This is a genomic window from Alphaproteobacteria bacterium (assembly GCA_037146715.1).
In the GTDB taxonomy this organism is placed as follows: domain Bacteria; phylum Pseudomonadota; class Alphaproteobacteria; order UBA7879; family UBA5542; genus JBAWWO01.
On the sequence record JBAWWO010000001.1, the window covers coordinates 132,263 to 149,799 of the forward strand.

19 protein-coding genes are annotated in these 17,537 nt (G+C 42.3%); 8 read left to right on the top strand and 11 right to left on the bottom strand.

The window, feature by feature from the left end; translation table 11 throughout:
- Positions 1 to 25: 25 nt before the first annotated feature.
- The 3 genes from WCG05_00715 to dusB are packed head-to-tail and all read right to left on the bottom strand — an operon-like array spanning position 26 to position 3,459.
- Positions 26 to 2,236, bottom strand: a complete 2,211-nt coding sequence (locus WCG05_00715; GenBank protein ID MEI8320519.1) for a PAS domain-containing sensor histidine kinase — start codon at positions 2,234 to 2,236, stop codon at positions 26 to 28.
- Positions 2,217 to 2,474: a helix-turn-helix domain-containing protein gene (locus WCG05_00720; GenBank protein MEI8320520.1), complete on the bottom strand. Its 258-nt coding sequence runs from the start codon at positions 2,472 to 2,474 to the stop codon at positions 2,217 to 2,219. Before WCG05_00720 ends, WCG05_00715 begins: the two co-directional genes overlap by 20 nt.
- Position 2,475: 1 nt before the next feature.
- Positions 2,476 to 3,459 carry a tRNA dihydrouridine synthase DusB gene (gene dusB / locus WCG05_00725; GenBank protein ID MEI8320521.1) on the bottom strand — a complete coding sequence of 328 codons (984 nt, stop codon included), beginning with the start codon at positions 3,457 to 3,459 and terminating at the stop codon, positions 2,476 to 2,478.
- 102 nt (positions 3,460 to 3,561) lie between these two features.
- Here dusB and WCG05_00730 point away from each other — a divergent pair, with 102 nt between their 5' ends.
- A complete protein-coding gene (locus WCG05_00730; protein ID MEI8320522.1) occupies positions 3,562 to 5,301 on the top strand; it encodes a hypothetical protein in 1,740 nt (579 codons plus the stop codon).
- A gap of 77 nt (positions 5,302 to 5,378) precedes the next feature.
- Complete coding sequence (locus tag WCG05_00735) at positions 5,379 to 7,133, top strand: hypothetical protein (GenBank protein ID MEI8320523.1); 1,755 nt, start codon at positions 5,379 to 5,381, stop codon at positions 7,131 to 7,133.
- Here WCG05_00735 and lipB read toward each other — a convergent pair.
- The 7 genes from lipB to WCG05_00770 form a co-directional block, all read right to left on the bottom strand.
- Positions 7,124 to 7,747 carry a lipoyl(octanoyl) transferase LipB gene (lipB, locus tag WCG05_00740; protein ID MEI8320524.1) on the bottom strand — a complete coding sequence of 208 codons (624 nt, stop codon included), beginning with the start codon at positions 7,745 to 7,747 and terminating at the stop codon, positions 7,124 to 7,126. The genes WCG05_00735 and lipB overlap by 10 nt on opposite strands.
- Before the next feature lie 6 nt (positions 7,748 to 7,753).
- Entirely contained in the window at positions 7,754 to 8,203 is a 450-nt protein-coding gene (locus WCG05_00745; GenBank protein MEI8320525.1) for a hypothetical protein, read from the bottom strand.
- Position 8,204: 1 nt separating this feature from the next.
- Positions 8,205 to 9,734 (bottom strand): methionine--tRNA ligase, encoded by a 1,530-nt coding sequence (gene metG / locus WCG05_00750; protein ID MEI8320526.1) that lies wholly within the window; start codon positions 9,732 to 9,734, stop codon positions 8,205 to 8,207.
- Between the two features lie 131 nt (positions 9,735 to 9,865).
- Positions 9,866 to 10,249, bottom strand: a complete 384-nt coding sequence (locus WCG05_00755; protein MEI8320527.1) for a host attachment protein — start codon at positions 10,247 to 10,249, stop codon at positions 9,866 to 9,868.
- Positions 10,250 to 10,414: 165 nt separating this feature from the next.
- Positions 10,415 to 10,939 carry a demethoxyubiquinone hydroxylase family protein gene (locus tag WCG05_00760; protein MEI8320528.1) on the bottom strand — a complete coding sequence of 175 codons (525 nt, stop codon included), beginning with the start codon at positions 10,937 to 10,939 and terminating at the stop codon, positions 10,415 to 10,417.
- Positions 10,926 to 11,432 carry a disulfide bond formation protein B gene (locus WCG05_00765; GenBank protein ID MEI8320529.1) on the bottom strand — a complete coding sequence of 169 codons (507 nt, stop codon included), beginning with the start codon at positions 11,430 to 11,432 and terminating at the stop codon, positions 10,926 to 10,928. Before WCG05_00765 ends, WCG05_00760 begins: the two co-directional genes overlap by 14 nt.
- A gap of 375 nt (positions 11,433 to 11,807) precedes the next feature.
- Entirely contained in the window at positions 11,808 to 12,458 is a 651-nt protein-coding gene (locus WCG05_00770) for a CvpA family protein (protein ID MEI8320530.1), read from the bottom strand.
- Positions 12,459 to 12,569: 111 nt separating this feature from the next.
- Here WCG05_00770 and WCG05_00775 point away from each other — a divergent pair, with 111 nt between their 5' ends.
- The 6 genes from WCG05_00775 to WCG05_00800 all read left to right on the top strand — a co-directional run bounded on the left by WCG05_00775 (position 12,570) and on the right by WCG05_00800 (position 16,237).
- Complete coding sequence (locus WCG05_00775) at positions 12,570 to 13,817, top strand: MFS transporter (GenBank protein ID MEI8320531.1); 1,248 nt, start codon at positions 12,570 to 12,572, stop codon at positions 13,815 to 13,817.
- Between the two features lie 3 nt (positions 13,818 to 13,820).
- Positions 13,821 to 14,240 (top strand): F0F1 ATP synthase subunit epsilon, encoded by a 420-nt coding sequence (locus WCG05_00780; GenBank protein MEI8320532.1) that lies wholly within the window; start codon positions 13,821 to 13,823, stop codon positions 14,238 to 14,240.
- 10 nt (positions 14,241 to 14,250) lie between these two features.
- Positions 14,251 to 14,604, top strand: a complete 354-nt coding sequence (locus WCG05_00785; GenBank protein ID MEI8320533.1) for an HIT domain-containing protein — start codon at positions 14,251 to 14,253, stop codon at positions 14,602 to 14,604.
- Positions 14,605 to 14,696: 92 nt separating this feature from the next.
- A complete protein-coding gene (gene nuoI / locus WCG05_00790; GenBank protein MEI8320534.1) occupies positions 14,697 to 15,179 on the top strand; it encodes an NADH-quinone oxidoreductase subunit NuoI in 483 nt (160 codons plus the stop codon).
- The gene (locus tag WCG05_00795) at positions 15,176 to 15,793 is read left to right on the top strand and encodes an NADH-quinone oxidoreductase subunit J (protein ID MEI8320535.1); all 618 of its coding nucleotides are present in this window, start codon (positions 15,176 to 15,178) and stop codon (positions 15,791 to 15,793) included. The genes nuoI and WCG05_00795 overlap by 4 nt, the downstream gene beginning before the upstream one ends.
- 105 nt (positions 15,794 to 15,898) lie before the next feature.
- A complete protein-coding gene (locus tag WCG05_00800; GenBank protein ID MEI8320536.1) occupies positions 15,899 to 16,237 on the top strand; it encodes a hypothetical protein in 339 nt (112 codons plus the stop codon).
- 96 nt (positions 16,238 to 16,333) lie between these two features.
- Here the strand turns inward: WCG05_00800 and WCG05_00805 are convergent, their stop codons facing one another.
- Positions 16,334 to 17,536 (bottom strand): MFS transporter, encoded by a 1,203-nt coding sequence (locus tag WCG05_00805; GenBank protein MEI8320537.1) that lies wholly within the window; start codon positions 17,534 to 17,536, stop codon positions 16,334 to 16,336.
- Between the last annotated feature and the right edge of the window lies 1 nt (position 17,537).

Consider the following 17,537-nt stretch of genomic DNA (forward strand, 5'->3'; position numbering starts at 1 on the left):
CTCTCTTTTTTCTGTGGTAACTATATCACGGCTTGTTACTTTTAGGAAACACTAAACGTACAATCGCTCCAGAAGATTTTGTCTGATTTAACAGGTAAATTTGCCCCTTATGATCTTCGATAATTTTTTGAACAATGGCAAGGCCAAGCCCTGTTCCCTTAGATCGGGTGGTTGTATAGGGGTCTAGTAATTTATCTTTTTGGTCTAAAGGAAATCCTGGCCCATTATCTTTAATAAAAATCTCGATAGAATTTTCCGTAGTTTCTATAGAAAGATTAATTTGAGGATTGGCTTTTGGATGCTCATTTTCAGAAATAGCTTCTGATGAGTTTTTTAAAAGGTTCGATAAAGCTTGGCTGATTTGCTCTTCATCACACTGCATGTAAACCGGCTCTTTTGGTAGATCAATTGTAAAGTTGATTAAGGAGTGGGCGTTTTTTTGCAAGGAAACAGACTGTTCACAGATATGGTTTAGATTGTTTCTGCTTAAAATAGGGGAGGGCATTCTAGCAAAGGCAGAAAATTCTGAAACAAGATGTCCAATGAAATTAACCTGACGTGTAATAATATCAACGCATTCTAAGAAGGAATCGGGATCTGTTTTGATTTCTTTAAAATACTTTCGCTTTAAGCGTTCTGCTGACAAATGGATAGGAGTTAAAGGATTTTTAATTTCATGGGCCACTCGTTGGGCCACATCGGACCAGGCAGCTTGTTTTTGAGCGGCAATCAGGTTAGTGATATCGTCCAGGGTCAAAACATATCCCCTCACTTCAGTATCTGTCTTTTCTGGCACAATATGAACGGTGAACACTCTAAGATTCCCTTTCAAGTTGATCTGCATATGCCCTTCTGTGATAGCCAACTGGGATTTAGATGCTTTTTTTAGGATCGGTTTCATTTCAGGAATCAGTTGCCCAATCTTAACACCCTTATAATGTTGAAGATTCAATCCAATAAGCTTTGAAGCCATCTGATTTGGGTAGACGATTTTTTCCGCAAGATCCAAGCCAATAACCCCTGAGGATACGCCGGACAGGGTTGATTCAATAAAGCGACGCCGTTCATCTAGCACTTTGTTGGCTTCCAATAATTCTGTTTGTTGGGTTTTTAAACGACTAGCCATCCGGTTAAAAGAGCGACTTAAAATATGAAGTTCATCTTTTTGGTCCCGTTCGGGTAAATTAATGTTCAAATTACCGCTTCTAATTTGCTCTGAAGCCTCTATCAGTTCTTTGATGGGTTGCACAAGCTTGCGAGCCATGACAAGACCGATCCAGATGGAAACCAGAAGCAAGAGCAGGGCAATCACGAAAAAGAGCCCAATCACCACAATTTCAAAACCAAGTCGTTTGCCTTCTAGGATGCCATATTCATCAAAAATAGTTTGGGCTTTCTGCAAATGCTTTAAAACCGTGGGATCAACAGATCTGCCCACAAACAGATAAATGTTGGGGTTAGACGGCAAGCTAACTAAAGCTCGCATACGATCTTTGTGCGAGCTGCTCAAGAGAGATACTTTTCCATTTTTAGCATCTTCAATGGATTTTAAAGGAATGGGTTCAAATTGCAGGGCAAAGGTTAAATTTGAACGACCTAGAAGATTTTGATTAGCGTCAAAGACAATAGCTTCTGATAAGGAACGCAGCGATGACATGATTGTTAGATAATTATCAACTTCTTGCCGGGTTCTAAGATGGCCAAATTGCTTATCTAAATCATAGGCCATTAGGCTTGCATCTTTTGAAACCGTTCGTTTGTGCTCCTCTAAATAGGACTCAGCCACCAAAACAGACTCTCCTAGAGCACTTTTGACACGATCGCTAAACCAATCTTGAACCCCAAAATGAAAGAATAGAACAGATAAAAGAGTCATGGTAATAGCAGGAGCAATAGCAAGTCCGCCGAAAATCAAAGAAAGGCGAACGTGTATTTTTGAACCGGCCAATCCCTTTTTGCGTTCTATCCATAATTCAACCAATTTTCGGGCAATTAGAATTCCCAAAACCAAAAAAACAACTACATCTGTGACTAAAAGATAAAGGACAAGCTTTGGATTTGTGCTAAAAACAGAAAAACCACTTAAAATACTAAGGGTAATAACCGTTAAGGCTAAGGCAAAAACAAAGAATAGAACAGAAATATTATGGCGAAGATAGCCTCGTTTAAACTTTGGAAAAGTGCTTTTAAGAGGCTTTGCAAAGCTCCAAAAATTTTTAGGATGGTTTGGATTCATGTTTAATTTTAATCCCCAGTTCATCCATTTTTTTTCTTAGTGTGTTTCGGTTAAGACCTAAAATTTCCGCGGTTTTACTTTGATTGTAACAGGTCTTTTGCAGAATCAAGGTAATCAGGGGTTTTTCAACCGCCTTTAGAATAGTTGCGTGCATATTGTGAAGATAAAGAACATTTTGACTTTCAAAGTATTCATCTAAATAAGCTTCAAATAATGCAGAAAGGGCAGGGGGTTTCATGTTAAATTTCTTTTTCTATAAGGGATCCATAAAAGGATTGGACACATTCTTTTAGTTCTCTTTCTGTTTCTATTCTGTTTACGCGAACCCGAAAGTCTGCTGAAGATTCCAGTCCTTTACTGTACCATCCCAAATGTTTTCTGGCCATATGTGTTCCTGTATATTCTCCATAATGCTCAATCAAGAGATCAATGTGCTCTAACACAACAGATAGTTGCTCGGTCAAAACTGGATCGGGCAAGGTAGTGCCTGTTTTCAAAAATTCAATAGCTTGCGCTAAAAACCAAGGGCGGCCATAGGCTCCACGGCCAATCATCACTGCATCCGCACCAGATTGACCAAATAGATCAGTCACATCTTCCATAGTTTTTACATCCCCATTACCAACAACGGGGATAGATACGGCTTCCTTCACTTGGCGAATAAATGCCCAGTCGGCTTTACCATTATAAAGTTGAGATCTTGTTCTTCCATGAATAGTGATCATTTGAATGCCAGCATTTTCAGCAATTTTTGCGAGGCGCGGGGCGTTTTTATTATTATCATCCCATCCGGTTCTCATTTTCAAAGTAACCGGCAAATTGACAGCCTTGACTGTGGCCTCAATGATTTTTGTGGCTAGGTCTTCATCCCTCATCAAAGCTGACCCAGCGTAGCCATTCGTGACCTTTTTCATAGGGCATCCCATATTGATATCAATAATTTGGGCGCCCATATCTGCATTTAATTTTGCGGCCTCAGCCATAACTTCTGGTTCACACCCTGCCAACTGAACAGCCATAGGGAATTCATCTGTTGTGTGTTTTGCCTTCAAAAGGGATTGCCTAGTTTCCATAATCATGGCCCGGCTTGCGATCATTTCAGACACCACAAGCCCCGCCCCGTACTTCTTTACAAGGCGTCGAAAAGGCAGATCCGTTACCCCTGACATGGGAGCCAGAATAACGGGTGCGTCTATTTTTATGGGTCCAATCTGTAAGCTCATAATGGCTTAAGGTAGGGTTAATTCAAAAAAAAAGCAAGAACGCTATTGAAAACTCAAAAATTGTACCTACATCTGCAAAAGAATTTTTTATAGGTTTATGAAATGAAGAAGATTATTATTGGTTTGTTTGGGGTTTTGGGTCTGTTTTCCTTTGAAAGCAAAGGGGTTGTGCAGGAATATCTTGATCAAATGCTACAGGTCACAGCGGCTTATAGCTCTGCTAATCAAGATGCAGATCAATTTAACACAGAAATTGATATGTTAAGTGTAGAAGAAGATGTGAAAGAAATTAACGCTCTTCACCAAAGGTTTATTATGGGAGTGGTGGATAAACACAGAAGTGTGGCACAAAAAAAAGTTGAACTAAAGGCAGTATTCGGACTGAATAGAGCATTGTTTATGCAAGATGCTGAGGCTATCAGCACTATGCGACAAAAGATAGGGATATTACAATCTTGCTATTTAGAGCATGGTGCTGATATCACTTTCTATTCTTGCCAATCTTCTATGCTTGAGGGCAATTTGGGAGGTCTTTTTAACAAGCTTTCCGGAGAACTCCCCTTTCATAAGACAAGTTATCTTCCTGAGCACGTCAAGACTTATCCAGAACCTGTGCAAGCACAAATATTCTGCAATCTAAACGCATATGAATATGAAGTATCCATTTTAAAAGAAATTTATTCTATTATGAAGACTTATGATGCCCCTTCTGCAACACAGACCCTTAATAACATTTTTCAAAACATCTATGGAAAATTTTTTACCAAACCTGAATATGAATCTTTGCGCCTTTATTTTGGAGCCTTAGAGGGGTACCTTTTAGGAATAATCGATGAGATTCCAAATCCTGAATTATGTTTTGTGCAAAAAAAAATAAAGGGGCTTTCTCCACAAGAAGCTAAGCAAAAATCGCTTCAAGCAGAGATAAAGGTCTTAGAAGAAACTATCAAAGAGCTAAAAGAGAAAAAATATTCTGCTAGAAAACCAGAAACTCCGCCAAAAACCAGAGCAGCGTTAATGAAAGAAAAAGAACTTCTTCAGGAACAGTTAGACTGTCTAAACGATCCTAGTAAAGATCTTGAAATATTAAGAAAATATCAAGCTGATGCCGAGAGGGCTATTGGCACAACAAAAACTTTTTTAGAGTCAGGCATTTTGCCAGAACTGGTCAAAGTTGAAGCTGCTTCTGCAGTTAAAAAAACCAAAAAGAAGAAGAAAAAGAAGACGAAAAATACACATGGCACAGAAGAGCGAGAATACTCAGATGACGAAGAAGTCCCTATTTTTCAAACAGGTGAACTAAAAGAGGTTGGGGTTCCCAATATTGTTGAGGAAGCTCAGCCAGCAGATGAGCTACAGATTGTTCAAGAAAAAACAGATTCCCCAGAAACAGTCTCTCTAGAGGGAGAAACAGACTTTTCAGAAGAAGTCGCTCAAGGATTAGAAGAGGCAGCAAGACAATACGCTCTAGGTCGCACAAAGAAAGAAAAGGGGAAAAAACCTGAAGAAGAAGTTGTTATTCCTACAGAAGCTGTGGCAGACATTGGCACAAAGGTTCTCCATGCACAGCGCATGAAGAATATTGAGCGATTTTGGAACCCCACAACAAGACGAATAGCTTGGAATGATTTTTTAAGCTTTATCAAGGAAGTGCCAGGCTTTGCGAGATATGATGGATTAGGGGGATCTATCGTCGGCTTTTTGTTCCAAAAGGATGCTGCTCTCATAAAGATTAATGTTCACAAGGCCCATTATCCCTATGACAGCCTTGGGATAGAAACAATCAGTCGCGTAAAAAGATTGCTTGCAGAAAAGCTTGGGATACTTGGGCCCACAGCATAGGGTTTGAATTTTTTAAAAGGGTTGAAATTGAAAAAATTACACCTATATGTATTATAGTTTTTTTATAAAGGAGGAGGATGATGAAGAAGAAGATTATTATTGGTTTTTTCGGGGTTTTGTTTCTAATTTCTTTTAGTAGCAAAAGTACGGTTCAAGATCATCTTGAGGAGATAAGAGATCTCACGAATGCTCGTATCGCTACATTTATGGACGATCGGCAATTCAGCGCAGACTTTCTTGCAGAACTCGATAATTTAAACGCAATAAGTGATGCTAAAAAAATTAATGATTTTTACAAAACACTTTGTCTAGATGCGCCCGTCATGATGCCGAAAAGTCAGTTGGAAATAGAACAAAGAAAGCAAGATCTTCAAACATTCCTTCAAACCAACTGGACTATTTCCAATGAAAATATTAAATCATTCGAGACCATAATTCAAAGGATAGATGATTGTCATAAAGATTGTATGGGCTACATTTCATTTATGCTTTTATATTTTTTGAAGGGTGATTGGGAAGGTCTTGTTGAAGACAAAGATTTACAAGCTACTACCCCCAACAAATTAAGATATTGGCCTCATATAAGTAAAACTTATACAGATACTGTTCAGTCACGGGTGGAGTTTCTTTTAAGCTCATATCAATACACAGCAAATATTTCTCGGGAATTTTATTCTATTCTTTTACTTGTTGATGAAAGTTCTGCAAAACACACTTTTCATAATATATTTTTGAAATTCTTTAAGGAGTTTTTATCTCATTCTCAAAATAGAATTTTTGTGCCTTATTTTGAAATGTTGGAAGGCTACAGTTTGGGAATAACAGATCAATTTCCTAACCCAGATTTAGTGTGTCTTCAAGAGCAAATGCAAGAATTTGAACAAGAAGAACTTCGTAGAGTAAAAATTCAAACTGAAATAGAGGAAACTCAAGCCCATCTAAAAAGATTGGAAGAAAGCAAAAAATCACGAGAAGACGTGGTTAAAAAAAAGGGGATATTGAGTGTTGCTCAACCTCTATCAGAAAAGGCATCATTAATAAAACGCAAAGGAGCGCTGGAAGATACTCTGAAAGCACTTGAAACCTCTTTAAAAGCGCTTGAATTCTTGAAAGCCCATCAGGCCGACCTCGACGAAACTATTAGAAAAACAAAAATATTTTTGGAGGCAGAGCCTACTTCGAAAGAAGTGATAGCTATTGAACCTGTTTTAGATGAAGCAGTAAAAAAGACTAAAAAGAGAAATAAGAAGAAAAAGAAAGCCGCTATCGATGCTCTTGATTATGCAGACGATGAAGATGTTACAATGATCGAAACGTTTGAAAAGGCTGTTGTGATCGAAGCTAAAACAGACGCTGCCCCAACAGCAGAGGTGGCTCCGCTTACTCGTTCCCTATCATCAGAGGCAGAGCAATTGGAAATACAGGCAGAGCTTGCGAAAGCTGAAGACTTACACCGACAAGATCGTAAAGCTAAAGCTAAGGTAAAGAAAGCTGTTGAACCCCAGGTTGTCAACCCTGCAGAGGAAGTTGCCCCTGCAAAACAAAATTCTCCTCTTCATGCAAGGCGCGCACAATATGTTGATCAATTTTGGCACCCAACAACAAGACAAATGGCTTGGGATGATTTTTTAAGCTTTATCAAAGAAGTTCCTGGATTTGCCAAAATCGAAACTCCAACAGGGTCTATGGTTAGATTTGTGTTCGAAAAAGATGGGGGTTCCCGGAAATTTATTGTTCATAAACCCCACTATCCCTACGATAGCCTTGGAATATCAACAATTAATCGTGTGAAGAAATTGCTTGAGGAAAAGCTGGGAATCACTCATCCATAAATCCGGCCAAAAACCCTGGAGAAAGTTTCTTTCAAGAGCGCATCAACTTCGTCCATAGATACAAGGATGCCCTGTTCTTTTAGAGAGGTTACCCCAAAGTCTTTCAGGCCACAGGGAACGATAGAATCATAGGGTTTTAGATCGTTTGAAACGTTCAAGGAAATGCCGTGGCTGGTGATCCACTGGTGCAGGTGCACCCCCAAGGCGGCGATTTTCTTTTCGCCATCGGGCGTGACAACCCACACACCAATGCGTCCTGCGCGCCGTTCCCCTGAAATTCCAAGCTGAGAGAGCGTTTCAATGATCCATTCTTCCAAAAAGAAAACATATTTTTTGATGTCGCAGGCATAGGGCTTCAGATTCATCATGACATAGACAACCCGTTGCCCAGGCCCATGATAGGTGATCTGGCCCCCGCGATTTGTGGGAAACATGGGCAATTCACTTGAAAAATGGTCTTCCGGTTTTGATTGAAGCCCTTTGGTGAAAAGGGGAGGGTGCTCTAAAAACCAGCCCAGGTTAGGAGTACCTGTTTTTATGCTTTCAACGTAAGTGTCCATAAATTCCAGAGCTTCAGGATAGGAAACAAAATTGGTGGACCGCTTCCATTCCATGGGGATCTAAGGTTTTGAAATACTGGGATAGGGGTCGATTGACAAACTAAGGTATTGAACAAAAATTTCGCCAATATCAATGGAACCATCCCGGCCCAGAGGAATGGTTTCCACTGCATCCTCATTCACCTCAAGATCTTCTTCCTTTGGAACTGATGATTTTGGAGCCAAAACCAAAACTATGGTTTCCGCAATAGACTGGGAGAATTCCTCAGTTGTCGCGATGTCATTTTGCAAAACTTCAGCTTTCAGAGAGGCTTTTACCTGAAAAAACCCGTCAGGCAATTTTTGAATAACGCCCGTTATTTTAAAGCTTTTTATGGCCAAAATCTGGAAGCGATCGGCTATTTTTCGGCACTCATTGGGGGTGGCTTCATAGGCAAGGGGTTTTTCCGCAATCCCTAATCCATGGGTTTGCAGAATGCGGGAAAATTCATTTTCTATTTCTGTCGTCATGTTAAATACTCGTTATAATCCTTGGAAAAAGAGGTTCTGGTTTGGTAAGGGTAATCCCTTGTTTTACAGCATAGGCTGCTGATAAAAAGGTAAGGTCTCGTTCATTTTGGGGAACGGAAAGATAATCTAAAAGCTTGCCCGCTGATTCAGGAATCATGGGTTGCAGCAAAATGGCCAAACATCTGAGCAATTCAGCCACTGCATATAACACAACCTCCATTCGTTCTGGATCAGTTTTGGCAAGTGCCCAGGGGGCTTGCTCGTCAACGTATTTGTTGGCTTGTGTTACCAGTGTCCACACAAGGTCTGCATATTTATGGATTGCCTGTTGGTCAATGAAAGAGCGCAGTTCCGGCAGCATCTGATAGGCCTGGTTCAAAAGGTCTTCGTCGATTTTTTCCAGTTTCTTTGTCAGGGTTGGAATGCGGGCATCACAGTTTTTCCAAGCCATGCTAAGGGTCCGCTGGGCCAGGTTGCCAAATTCATTAGAAAGTTGGCTGTTGATGCGTTGGATTAAGGCCTGTTCGGAATAATCCCCATCATTACCAAAGGGAATTTCCCGCAGCAGAAAATATCGTACAGGATCAACCCCAAAACGATCCGCCAAATCAAAGGGATCAATGGTATTGCCTAGGGATTTAGAGATTTTGTCCCCCCGGTTTGTCCACCAGCCATGAGCAAAAATACGTTTGGGAAGAGGGAGTCCTGCAGCCATCAAAAAGGCCGGCCAGTAAACCGCATGAAAGCGCAGAATATCTTTGCCCACCATATGAACATCAGCGGGCCAAAAGTTCTTATAATCAGAAGTCTGAGTATCAGGATAGCCAAGGGCCGTAATATAATTGCTAAGGGCATCCAACCAAACATACATAATGTGATCGGGATGCGAGGGCAGGGGGATGCCCCAGGAAAAGGATGTGCGCGAAACGGATAGGTCTTTCAGGCCGCCTTTTACAAAACTGATGACTTCGTTACGGCGGGAAGCAGGGGCAATGAAATCCGGGTTTTGATCGTAAAATTCCAACAGTTTTTCTTGCCAGGCGGAAAGATTAAAGAAATAGCTGGGTTCTTCCACCCATTCCACGGGGGCGCCTGTGGGGGCCTTACCGTCAACCAGATCCGTTTCTGTGTAAAAGGATTCGTCCCGAACGGAATACCAGCCCGCATAATTGGCCAGGTAGATGTGGCCTTTATCTTCTAAGGTCTTCCAAAAGGCCAGAGCGCCCTTTTTGTGACGATCTTCCGTGGTTCTGATGAAATCACTGCAGGAAAAATTATAGACCTCTAAAACCTTTCGAAAAGAGGCCGAAAGAGTATCCACAAATTCTTGAGGGGTTTCATGGTTGTCTTCTGCTGCTTTTTCAATCTTTTGGCCATGTTCATCTGTGCCGGTCAAAAACTTTACAGTGTAGCCATCCAGCTTCTTGAAGCGCGCAATCATGTCGCAGCACAGGGTCGTGTAAACAGACCCAATGTGGGGAACACTGTTGGGATAGTAAATAGGTGTTGTGATGTAGAAATGCTTTTCCATAAGGAATTTTTTAGCATAAAAAAGATTTAAAAGAAAGCTGGATTGCTTCGTCGAATCGTTGATTCTCCTCGCAAGGACGACTCTTTCTCGTCTTCGCGAGCCCGGCAGGGCGTGGCGATCCAGCTATTTTATTATTCAAATATTTTTGCTTCGATATCTTTCAAGCTTAGGCGAGCTGGGTCCACGTGCAAAGCCTTGTAGACAGTCACATGAGCCAGTTCCTTTTCCATATCTTCCCGCAGCAAGCCAAGCATCTTGGGCTCAGCCACCAGAATGACTTCTGTGTGAGAGGGAGATAGCTCTAATATTCTTTTTAATTCGTGGCAAATTTGGTGGGAGAATTTCTCTTTTTCAATGCAACGCTCATGGGTGCGGTGTTCTGCCTCGTCATGAGTTCCCACATGCTCATTATGCAATTCAGCCAAAACACCGTGAACAACAATCCCCTGGCTTTCAATAAAGCGGGCACCTTTGTAATGGGCGGCAACGATGATTCTTTTGACGGAATTAATCATGATGGTATTCTCCTGTTTACTTTTTTCACAAATTAACGATTACCTCGCAAAACCGCGGCATCTCAGGCTTCTCGTGTAGTCAGTACAGGTCGAAGCCATCGCCCCTAGTTTCACTCGTACTCCTTAATTTCTGAAAAAAAGTGTCTCCCTAAATTAAGGTGTTTCTTATATCTTTTTTGACAGGAAAATCGCCGCCTTGCAAGCTATTTTAATGCCAAAAGTAAGGGGGACGTAGGCTTTTGATTCCCGGGCGCCGCTTTCAAGGGCAATGGACCTGTGGTCTAATTCCTCTTGGCGACAGGTCTCAATAAGGGTTTCCAGGGGTTTCTGAGAGGGGTCTTGGGATAACTGGACCAGCTGACTGCGGTAGTGTTCGTCAATGACTTCCTCAACGGCAACGGTGCAAGCCATGGCAGCTTTCTTGCCCAGCAAAGCTGTTCCAAGGCCCAGCAAGAAAGCGCCCTTGTCCCACAGGGGTTGCAGCAAGGTGGGAGCGGTGTTGTGGAGTTTTAATTGATCTTCAAAGGCTTTTAAATGGGCTTGTTCTTGGGTCAACATATGTTGCAAGTCCTGGGCTACAGTAGAATCACCCAAAACCTTCAGCTGGCCTTGGTAAATGCGTAAGGCTCCATATTCACCCGCATGGTTAACCCGCACCATGGATTGAATGGTTTTTTTAGGCAGCGTCATGCTTTTTGTTCTTGATGAAATATGCGGTCAAGCCCAGCAAAGCCGCAGACAAAAAGAAATTCCATTCCGCCAAAGAATGTCCCAAAACCTTAAGCAAAACAATGTCGCACCGAACAATTTGGGTTTGTTCAGAAAGATAGGCTTTCAGGGCCTCAACATTTTCAAAATGGCCCGGATCTCCACCCCCACAGAAATGGGGAAGGTTAAAGAAGTGATATTCAAGCCCCACATGATAAAAACTAAGCCCCAAACTGGTAAGCAAGGTTAGAATAATACCAGCCTGAACCAGAGGCGCTATTTTGTGCAAGGGAAAGAAATAACTGATCATGGAAAGGATAAGGAGGGCACTATAAGGGTAGCGCTCTAAAATACACATCTGACAAGGGAACATTTGAAAGCCATGCTCCAGGGTGAAATTCACTATCAAAACTGCTGTGGACAGAATGAAGAGAAACAACATAAAAAAGCGCTGGGAGAGGATAAAATTTTTCATGTGACAATAGTAATGGCGGAGAGATTCTTTGTCTATAAGGAAACGGAAAAAAGGATTGAAGGGGGTTTTAAATGAAAGACTGCGTAAACACGAGAAGTCTCATTATGGAAAATGATAAGGGCTTGAGAAAGCTGAGAAATGAGATCGGAAAATATTGTTTGGCAGGAACCAAGGGATTTCCCTCCCCTAATTAGAAAGATTGAAAATTAAATTGATTCCCTCGGGCTTCGACCCGAGGGTCTAAGGGTGCGGAACGCACCCCGGTTGGGATGCCGCAAGAAGTAAGGCGTGGGCCCTCGGGTCAAGCCCGAGGAAAGCAAAAAAAGAGAGCCCGAGGAAAGCAAAAAATGGGACTGAGGAAGGTAATAAGACGAACTACTCCGTGGTAGAAAATATAGTGTCTAAAGCGGCGCGATCCTTAGCAGGATAGCCGACGGAGGGCTTTTGGGATTTTTGAGAGGGAGCATGGGAGAATTTCTGCATAAGTCTTTCCCGTGCGGCCCGATTTTCAGCGGCCGTTGGTCCCTCGTCCAACTTTGGTAATTTTACGGGAATCAGCCTTTCAACATAGGTGCTTCCAATTGCCACAAAAGGCCAGATCTTGGACTTGTTTAAAGATTCTGGATAAGAGGTAGCAGACAAGGAACACTGCAACCCTAGATAGACAGCGATCAGGAATAAAAATCCAGTAAATGCTCCAAAAAGAATGCCTAACCCCCGATCCAAACTACCCAGGGGGCTGTCTTTCACGCTTTTGGATAAAAAGCTTACGCCCAGTTTAAAGGTAATCAATAGAACCAGGAAAACCGCCGCAATGGTCACAATTGCCGCCAAAAAATTTTGATCAATGAAAGAACCCACCCAAGGACGCAAATAGGGGTAAAGATGTAGGGTCAAGAGCCCCGCCCCTACCCAGCTTAAGGCTGAAAAAAATTTATCTGTGAATCCAGTCAGGAAGCCAAAGACAGCTGACCCCACCAAAAGGATTACCATCGCAATATCAAACCAATTTATATTTTCAAACATGACCTTAGCATACCGAAGGGGGAAAATAATTTCCAGACAATTTTTTGCTAGACAGACGGCTGCGATGGATTTAGACTCGGGGTCAATTTTAAAGGGATTTTAATACATTTGATGATAAAAAAGACACGCATACTTTTCGCCAGCATTATCGGTACAGCCCTAGAATTCTATGACTTCATGCTTTATGCTGTTTTCCTGGAAGCCATCGCCCAATCTTACTTTCCCAATGATGACGTCATGACGAATCAAATCTTTGGCCATGTAGGGTTTGTAGCCGCCTTTTTGATGCGCCCCTTTGGGGCCTCTGTCTTTGGGTATATTGGGGATAGGTGGGGCCGTCGCAAGGCGCTGATTCTATCAATTTCTTTGATGGGCATTCCCACACTGATTATCGGTATTTTGCCAACCTATACGCAAATTGGGGTGTGGGCGTCAGTTATTTTAATTGCAAGCCGTCTTTTCCAAGGCCTTTGTACCGGCGGAGAATATAACGGATCAGCCATTTTTGCGCTGGAACATGTGGGTAAAAGATATCCGGGCATGACCGGTGGTCTTATTACAGGCGCCAGTGTGATTGGGGCCCTATTTGCGACCCTGATGGGGCTTTTGCTGAAACAAGAGGGCATGCCAAGTTGGGGATGGCGCTTGGCTTTCGTTCTAGGCGGCGTGGTTAGTCTGGTTGGACTTTACATAAGACTTTATACGTCTGAAAGCCCGGCTTTCCAAAAGATGAAAAAAGAACACAAAACTGAGCGGGCACCGTTGATGTCAGCCATTACGCGGGATTGGTCCTCTTCTTTGACCACCATTGTTATTGGAACCTTAAATGGTGTTTTATCTTATACTCTGTTTAAGTTTTTAGACATTTACTTGTGTCACCACCTGTGCATGGATCAGCGAGAAGTTTTGAAATTTAGCTCAGTCGGCATTATTGTCTACATATTTTCAGCCCCTACCATGGGGTTCCTTCTGGATAAAATGGGGGGGCCAAAAATGTTAACGCGGGCCTGTATTTTTGTGTTTATTGCCGCCCTGCCCTTGTATTATTTATTACAGCAAAAATCACCAGGATCGTTACTAGCGGCGCAAATTTTGTTGGGGCTTTGTGTGGCCAGCATTGCGGGCCCTCAACATGCCTTTGTGCAGACTATTTTCCCCGTTGCAGACAGGTACAGCGGCGTTTCCTTTAACTATTGCGTAGGCATGGCTTTAGGCGGCGGTGGGGGGCCCCTGTTGATGGAATTAGCAGTCACTTATTTCGGAAACCTTTATCTTCCTGCATTTTTCTTGATGACCGTAAGTTTCATTGGGTTCTGGGCCATTTACCTAAGAAGCCGGCAAAACAGATTTTATAGTTGATTCATGCGCCCTTTGCTTCAATGTCACTTTATTGCACCTGCCAAGAAAGCAACCGTTGACGACCTTGATTTAGTGACTCTTCCTGGTGATCAGGGAGAATTTGGCGTGCTACCCCACCACGCCCCCATGCTTGTGGCTTTGACTAAGGGTATTGTGCGCTTGCACAGAAAACAGGATGTCTTTCAATATTACTTTATAGAGTCTGGTTTTGCCTCAATTTCTAAGAAAACTTGCACGATCTCTTGCGAAAACTTTTCTTTGCTGAATGATTTGGATCCAAAAGTATTGGAAGCTGATCTAAAGCGATACCATGATGACCTTGCAGGGCTTACTATTGAAGATGATCGTCGTTCCCTGCAGAATAAGATCGTTATGGTAGAAGAAATGCTGGAAGCCTGGAAAAAACAAAGCATGAACAAATAAAGAACTAAACATGATACATTACGACCCCGAAAATATTTTTGCCAAGATCTTGCGGTCTGAAATTCCTTGCAAAAAAGTGTACGAGGATGACTATGCTCTTGCCTTTGCGGATATTTTTCCGAAGGCGCCCCTTCATATATTGGTGATTCCAAAGGGGGCTTATACGTGCTTCTCTGACTTTAGCCAACGAGCCTCTGACCCAGAAATTGTAGGGTTTTTTAAAGCCGTTGAATGTGTCACCCAACAAACCGGCGCTCACAAGGATGGATACCGACTTATTTCCAACAAGGGTGCTAATGCTCATCAAGAAGTACCTCACTTCCACGTACATGTTCTGGGAGGCAAATCTTTGGGGGGATTCTAGCGCTATCTTTCCTAGAAATTAACTTGGACTATGGTTATTTTCTAGAAATGGTTGTGACAAACTAGAAAAACCCCTGTAGGATAAACTCTATAATGATCACCGTAAATTGGGACTGGATTTTGCTTGTTAGACGGTTTTTCCAAGCGTTTGGAAGAACGTTCTCGCATATTTTTAAACGCAAAGTCACCCTTAATTATCCTTTTGAAAAGGCCCCTTTGAGCCCCAGATTCCGGGGAGAGCTTGCCCTGCGCCGTTATGAAAGTGGCCAAGAACGCTGTATCGCTTGCAAATTGTGTGAAGCCGCCTGCCCCGCCCAAGCTATTACCATCGAAAGCGCTGTTCGGGAAGACGGGCACCCCTATGCCGCCCGATTTGATTTAGATATGACAAAATGTATCTATTGTGGCATGTGTGAGGAAGCTTGCCCCGTTGAGGCCATCGTTATGGGCCCCAACTATGAATTTTCGACAGAAACTAAGGAAGAACTGATGTACACCAAGGAAAAATTGTTATCCAACGGTGACCAATGGGAAAATGCCTTGGCGGAACGCCTAAAGAGCCAGGAGCCCCAATGAATTTCTTGACAGATTATTTTATAGATGGTGTGTTTTATACCTTTGCTTTCGGTATTATCGCCAGTTGTACGCTTTTAATTTTTTCCAAAACAACCCTTTATGCGGCCCTATCTCTTATTGCGGTTTTCTTTAATGCCAGTGCTCTTTTAATTTTGATGGAGGCTGACTTCATGGGGCTTATCTTGCTGCTTATGTATGTGGGGGCTATTGCTGTTCTGTTTCTGTTTGGCATGATGATGACAACGGGTCCTAATTCAGAGGATCTTCGGCTAAAACTTTCTGAAAAAATTTTGCTACTGATAGTCAGTTTACTTATGGTGACAGAATTTGGGTTTCTGCTACTGGTTAAGGCGGGGAACCCTTCACAAAAATTCTTGCAGACTTCCTCAACCGAGGTTTTAAAGATTCAATCTTTGGGAGAAGTTTTGTATACGGATTACTTCCTAATTTTTCAGCTTTTGGGGGTTGTTTTGTTCATTGCTATGGTTTCGGTGGTTGCCCTTCTAAACCCAGATAAAGAGGGATCACCCAAAAAACAGGGCATTTTTAAAGATCCTGGCCGCAGCCGTATTACCTTGCATGGCAAGGAGAGTCCGGTAAAGGGAGAAGAATAGAGGGTTTTCCCCTTTCTTTTTTTCAAAAAGATTGATATTACGTAAGATGAGAGGTAATAGAAAATAATGACTTATAAGAAATTGAGATGAATACATACCATTATTTTGATAATATTGTTCTTTTTACTTTTATTGTCTGGAGTAGTGACACTAGGGGGTGCGAGTGTTGGAAGCTACTTTGAAAATACTTTAGAAGAGGTTAGAGAGATCGAAAAAAAGGGTCTTTTGAAATCACCTCCTGCTTCGGCTTCCTTTGAAGCAAAGGATGCGATTGAGTTTCTTGGAAATTCAGAAAATATCGCAAAATATGTACAAAGCACACTATCATTGTTTAAGTGGTGTGGAGTTATTTTTGTAGGACTTGTGCTTGGATTTTTCCTCACGCTATTTCGCAGAATATATTATAGGAAAAGCAAGTTCCCAGATGACGTTCAAGCACCCTAAGCTAAAGATACATAAAGCAATCTAAGGCTGTCCGGCCATAAGTAAGGCGTGGGTCCTCGGGGGAAGGCAAGAAAAGAAAAAGCTGGATTGCTTCGCTCATTCCTTCTTTTCAAGGAAGCTCATCAGTTCGGCGTTTTTAAGAGCCCAGCCCAACATAAGGGCTCCTAAAAAGACAAAAACTATCATAAGCAGACCTATGCTTTTAAAAGAACCAGAATAGACGTATCCGGCCAATTGAAGGCTAATAGCCGTGCAAACCAGATGGGTGCCCCGCAAAGCCGCAGACACCCGTCCTTTTGCTTGGGGCATGAAATTCAGACATATGGGGTAAAGCAGTATATTAGGTATGATTCCCGCCACAATATAGGGCAACATAGAAAGGGTAATAAATAAGGGATTTGTGCTATTCGAAAAGGTAATAACAGCAATACTCAGCAGAGATCCCCATTCCAGACACAAAGAAATCCGCAACATTTTCTTTTGATCAAACCGATTGACCAGCATGGTTGAAAGCAACGTCCCCACGGCAAATAAAAGGGCTAAAGCCCCCTGATAGTAGCCGAAATAGGCCAAACTTACCCCCAGCTCCTCCATATACAGTAAAGGTGACATACCCACAAAAATCCAATAAGGAGTATAGGCAAAAACGAAATGCAACATGATCAAAAGCAAGGGTTTTGACTTAAATATGGGCAGGTATTCTTTCAGGGAAAAGGGTTCCTTATGATCAGCAGCTTTTGCAGTCGGAATAAAGGGTATAGTCATTAACAAGGTAGCCACCCCTAACAACAAAAGAGCCACAAAATTCCCCTGCCAATGGAAATACAAACTGATATAACTACCCAGAACAGGTGCTATGCCAACGGCAGCATTCATAACCCCATTAAGAACCGCATACAAAGACTGTTGCTGCTTAAGGGGGTAAATATCTGCAATGATTAAAAAGCTCAGAATTGCTGGGGCAGCCACCCCTACCCCCTGGAAAAACCGACCAATCAACAGAACGGCATAGGAGGGCGAATATAAACACATAATGCTCCCCAGAATGAAGATCACAAGCCCCAGAACGATAATGGGTTTGCGCCCGTATCGGTCTGCTAGACTGCCTACAGCAAATAAACTTAGAAAATAGCCTATGAAGTTGACAGACAACAGAGCCTCAACCCAAAATGGGGTCAGGTTAAACTGTTGTTGCAACTCAGGAAAACTGGGGGCAAACAGGTCAAATTCCATCCCCGCCAGCAAATCCATCAAAAGAATTGCGGCCAGGATTAAACTTTTAGCGATAAGTTGCTTCATG

Excerpts from the sequence above, each read along its gene's own strand:
- WCG05_00805 (MEI8320537.1), bottom strand. The coding sequence starts at position 17,536 with ATGAAGCAACTTATCGCTAAAAGTTTAATCCTGGCCGCAATTCTTTTG.
- WCG05_00760 (MEI8320528.1), bottom strand. The coding sequence starts at position 10,939 with ATGACGCTGCCTAAAAAAACCATTCAATCCATGGTGCGGGTTAACCAT.
- WCG05_00770 (MEI8320530.1), bottom strand. The coding sequence starts at position 12,458 with ATGTTTGAAAATATAAATTGGTTTGATATTGCGATGGTAATCCTTTTG.
- WCG05_00720 (MEI8320520.1), bottom strand. The coding sequence starts at position 2,474 with ATGAAACCCCCTGCCCTTTCTGCATTATTTGAAGCTTATTTAGATGAA.
- lipB (MEI8320524.1), bottom strand. The coding sequence starts at position 7,747 with ATGGAATGGAAGCGGTCCACCAATTTTGTTTCCTATCCTGAAGCTCTG.
- WCG05_00795 (MEI8320535.1), top strand. The coding sequence starts at position 15,176 with ATGAATTTCTTGACAGATTATTTTATAGATGGTGTGTTTTATACCTTT.
- nuoI (MEI8320534.1), top strand. The coding sequence starts at position 14,697 with ATGATCACCGTAAATTGGGACTGGATTTTGCTTGTTAGACGGTTTTTC.
- WCG05_00780 (MEI8320532.1), top strand. The coding sequence starts at position 13,821 with ATGCGCCCTTTGCTTCAATGTCACTTTATTGCACCTGCCAAGAAAGCA.
- dusB (MEI8320521.1), bottom strand. The coding sequence starts at position 3,459 with ATGAGCTTACAGATTGGACCCATAAAAATAGACGCACCCGTTATTCTG.
- WCG05_00745 (MEI8320525.1), bottom strand. The coding sequence starts at position 8,203 with ATGACGACAGAAATAGAAAATGAATTTTCCCGCATTCTGCAAACCCAT.
- WCG05_00775 (MEI8320531.1), top strand. The coding sequence starts at position 12,570 with ATGATAAAAAAGACACGCATACTTTTCGCCAGCATTATCGGTACAGCC.
- WCG05_00755 (MEI8320527.1), bottom strand. The coding sequence starts at position 10,249 with ATGATTAATTCCGTCAAAAGAATCATCGTTGCCGCCCATTACAAAGGT.
- WCG05_00730 (MEI8320522.1), top strand. The coding sequence starts at position 3,562 with ATGAAGAAGATTATTATTGGTTTGTTTGGGGTTTTGGGTCTGTTTTCC.
- metG (MEI8320526.1), bottom strand. The coding sequence starts at position 9,734 with ATGGAAAAGCATTTCTACATCACAACACCTATTTACTATCCCAACAGT.
- WCG05_00785 (MEI8320533.1), top strand. The coding sequence starts at position 14,251 with ATGATACATTACGACCCCGAAAATATTTTTGCCAAGATCTTGCGGTCT.
- WCG05_00765 (MEI8320529.1), bottom strand. The coding sequence starts at position 11,432 with ATGAAAAATTTTATCCTCTCCCAGCGCTTTTTTATGTTGTTTCTCTTC.
- WCG05_00715 (MEI8320519.1), bottom strand. The coding sequence starts at position 2,236 with ATGAATCCAAACCATCCTAAAAATTTTTGGAGCTTTGCAAAGCCTCTT.
- WCG05_00735 (MEI8320523.1), top strand. The coding sequence starts at position 5,379 with ATGATGAAGAAGAAGATTATTATTGGTTTTTTCGGGGTTTTGTTTCTA.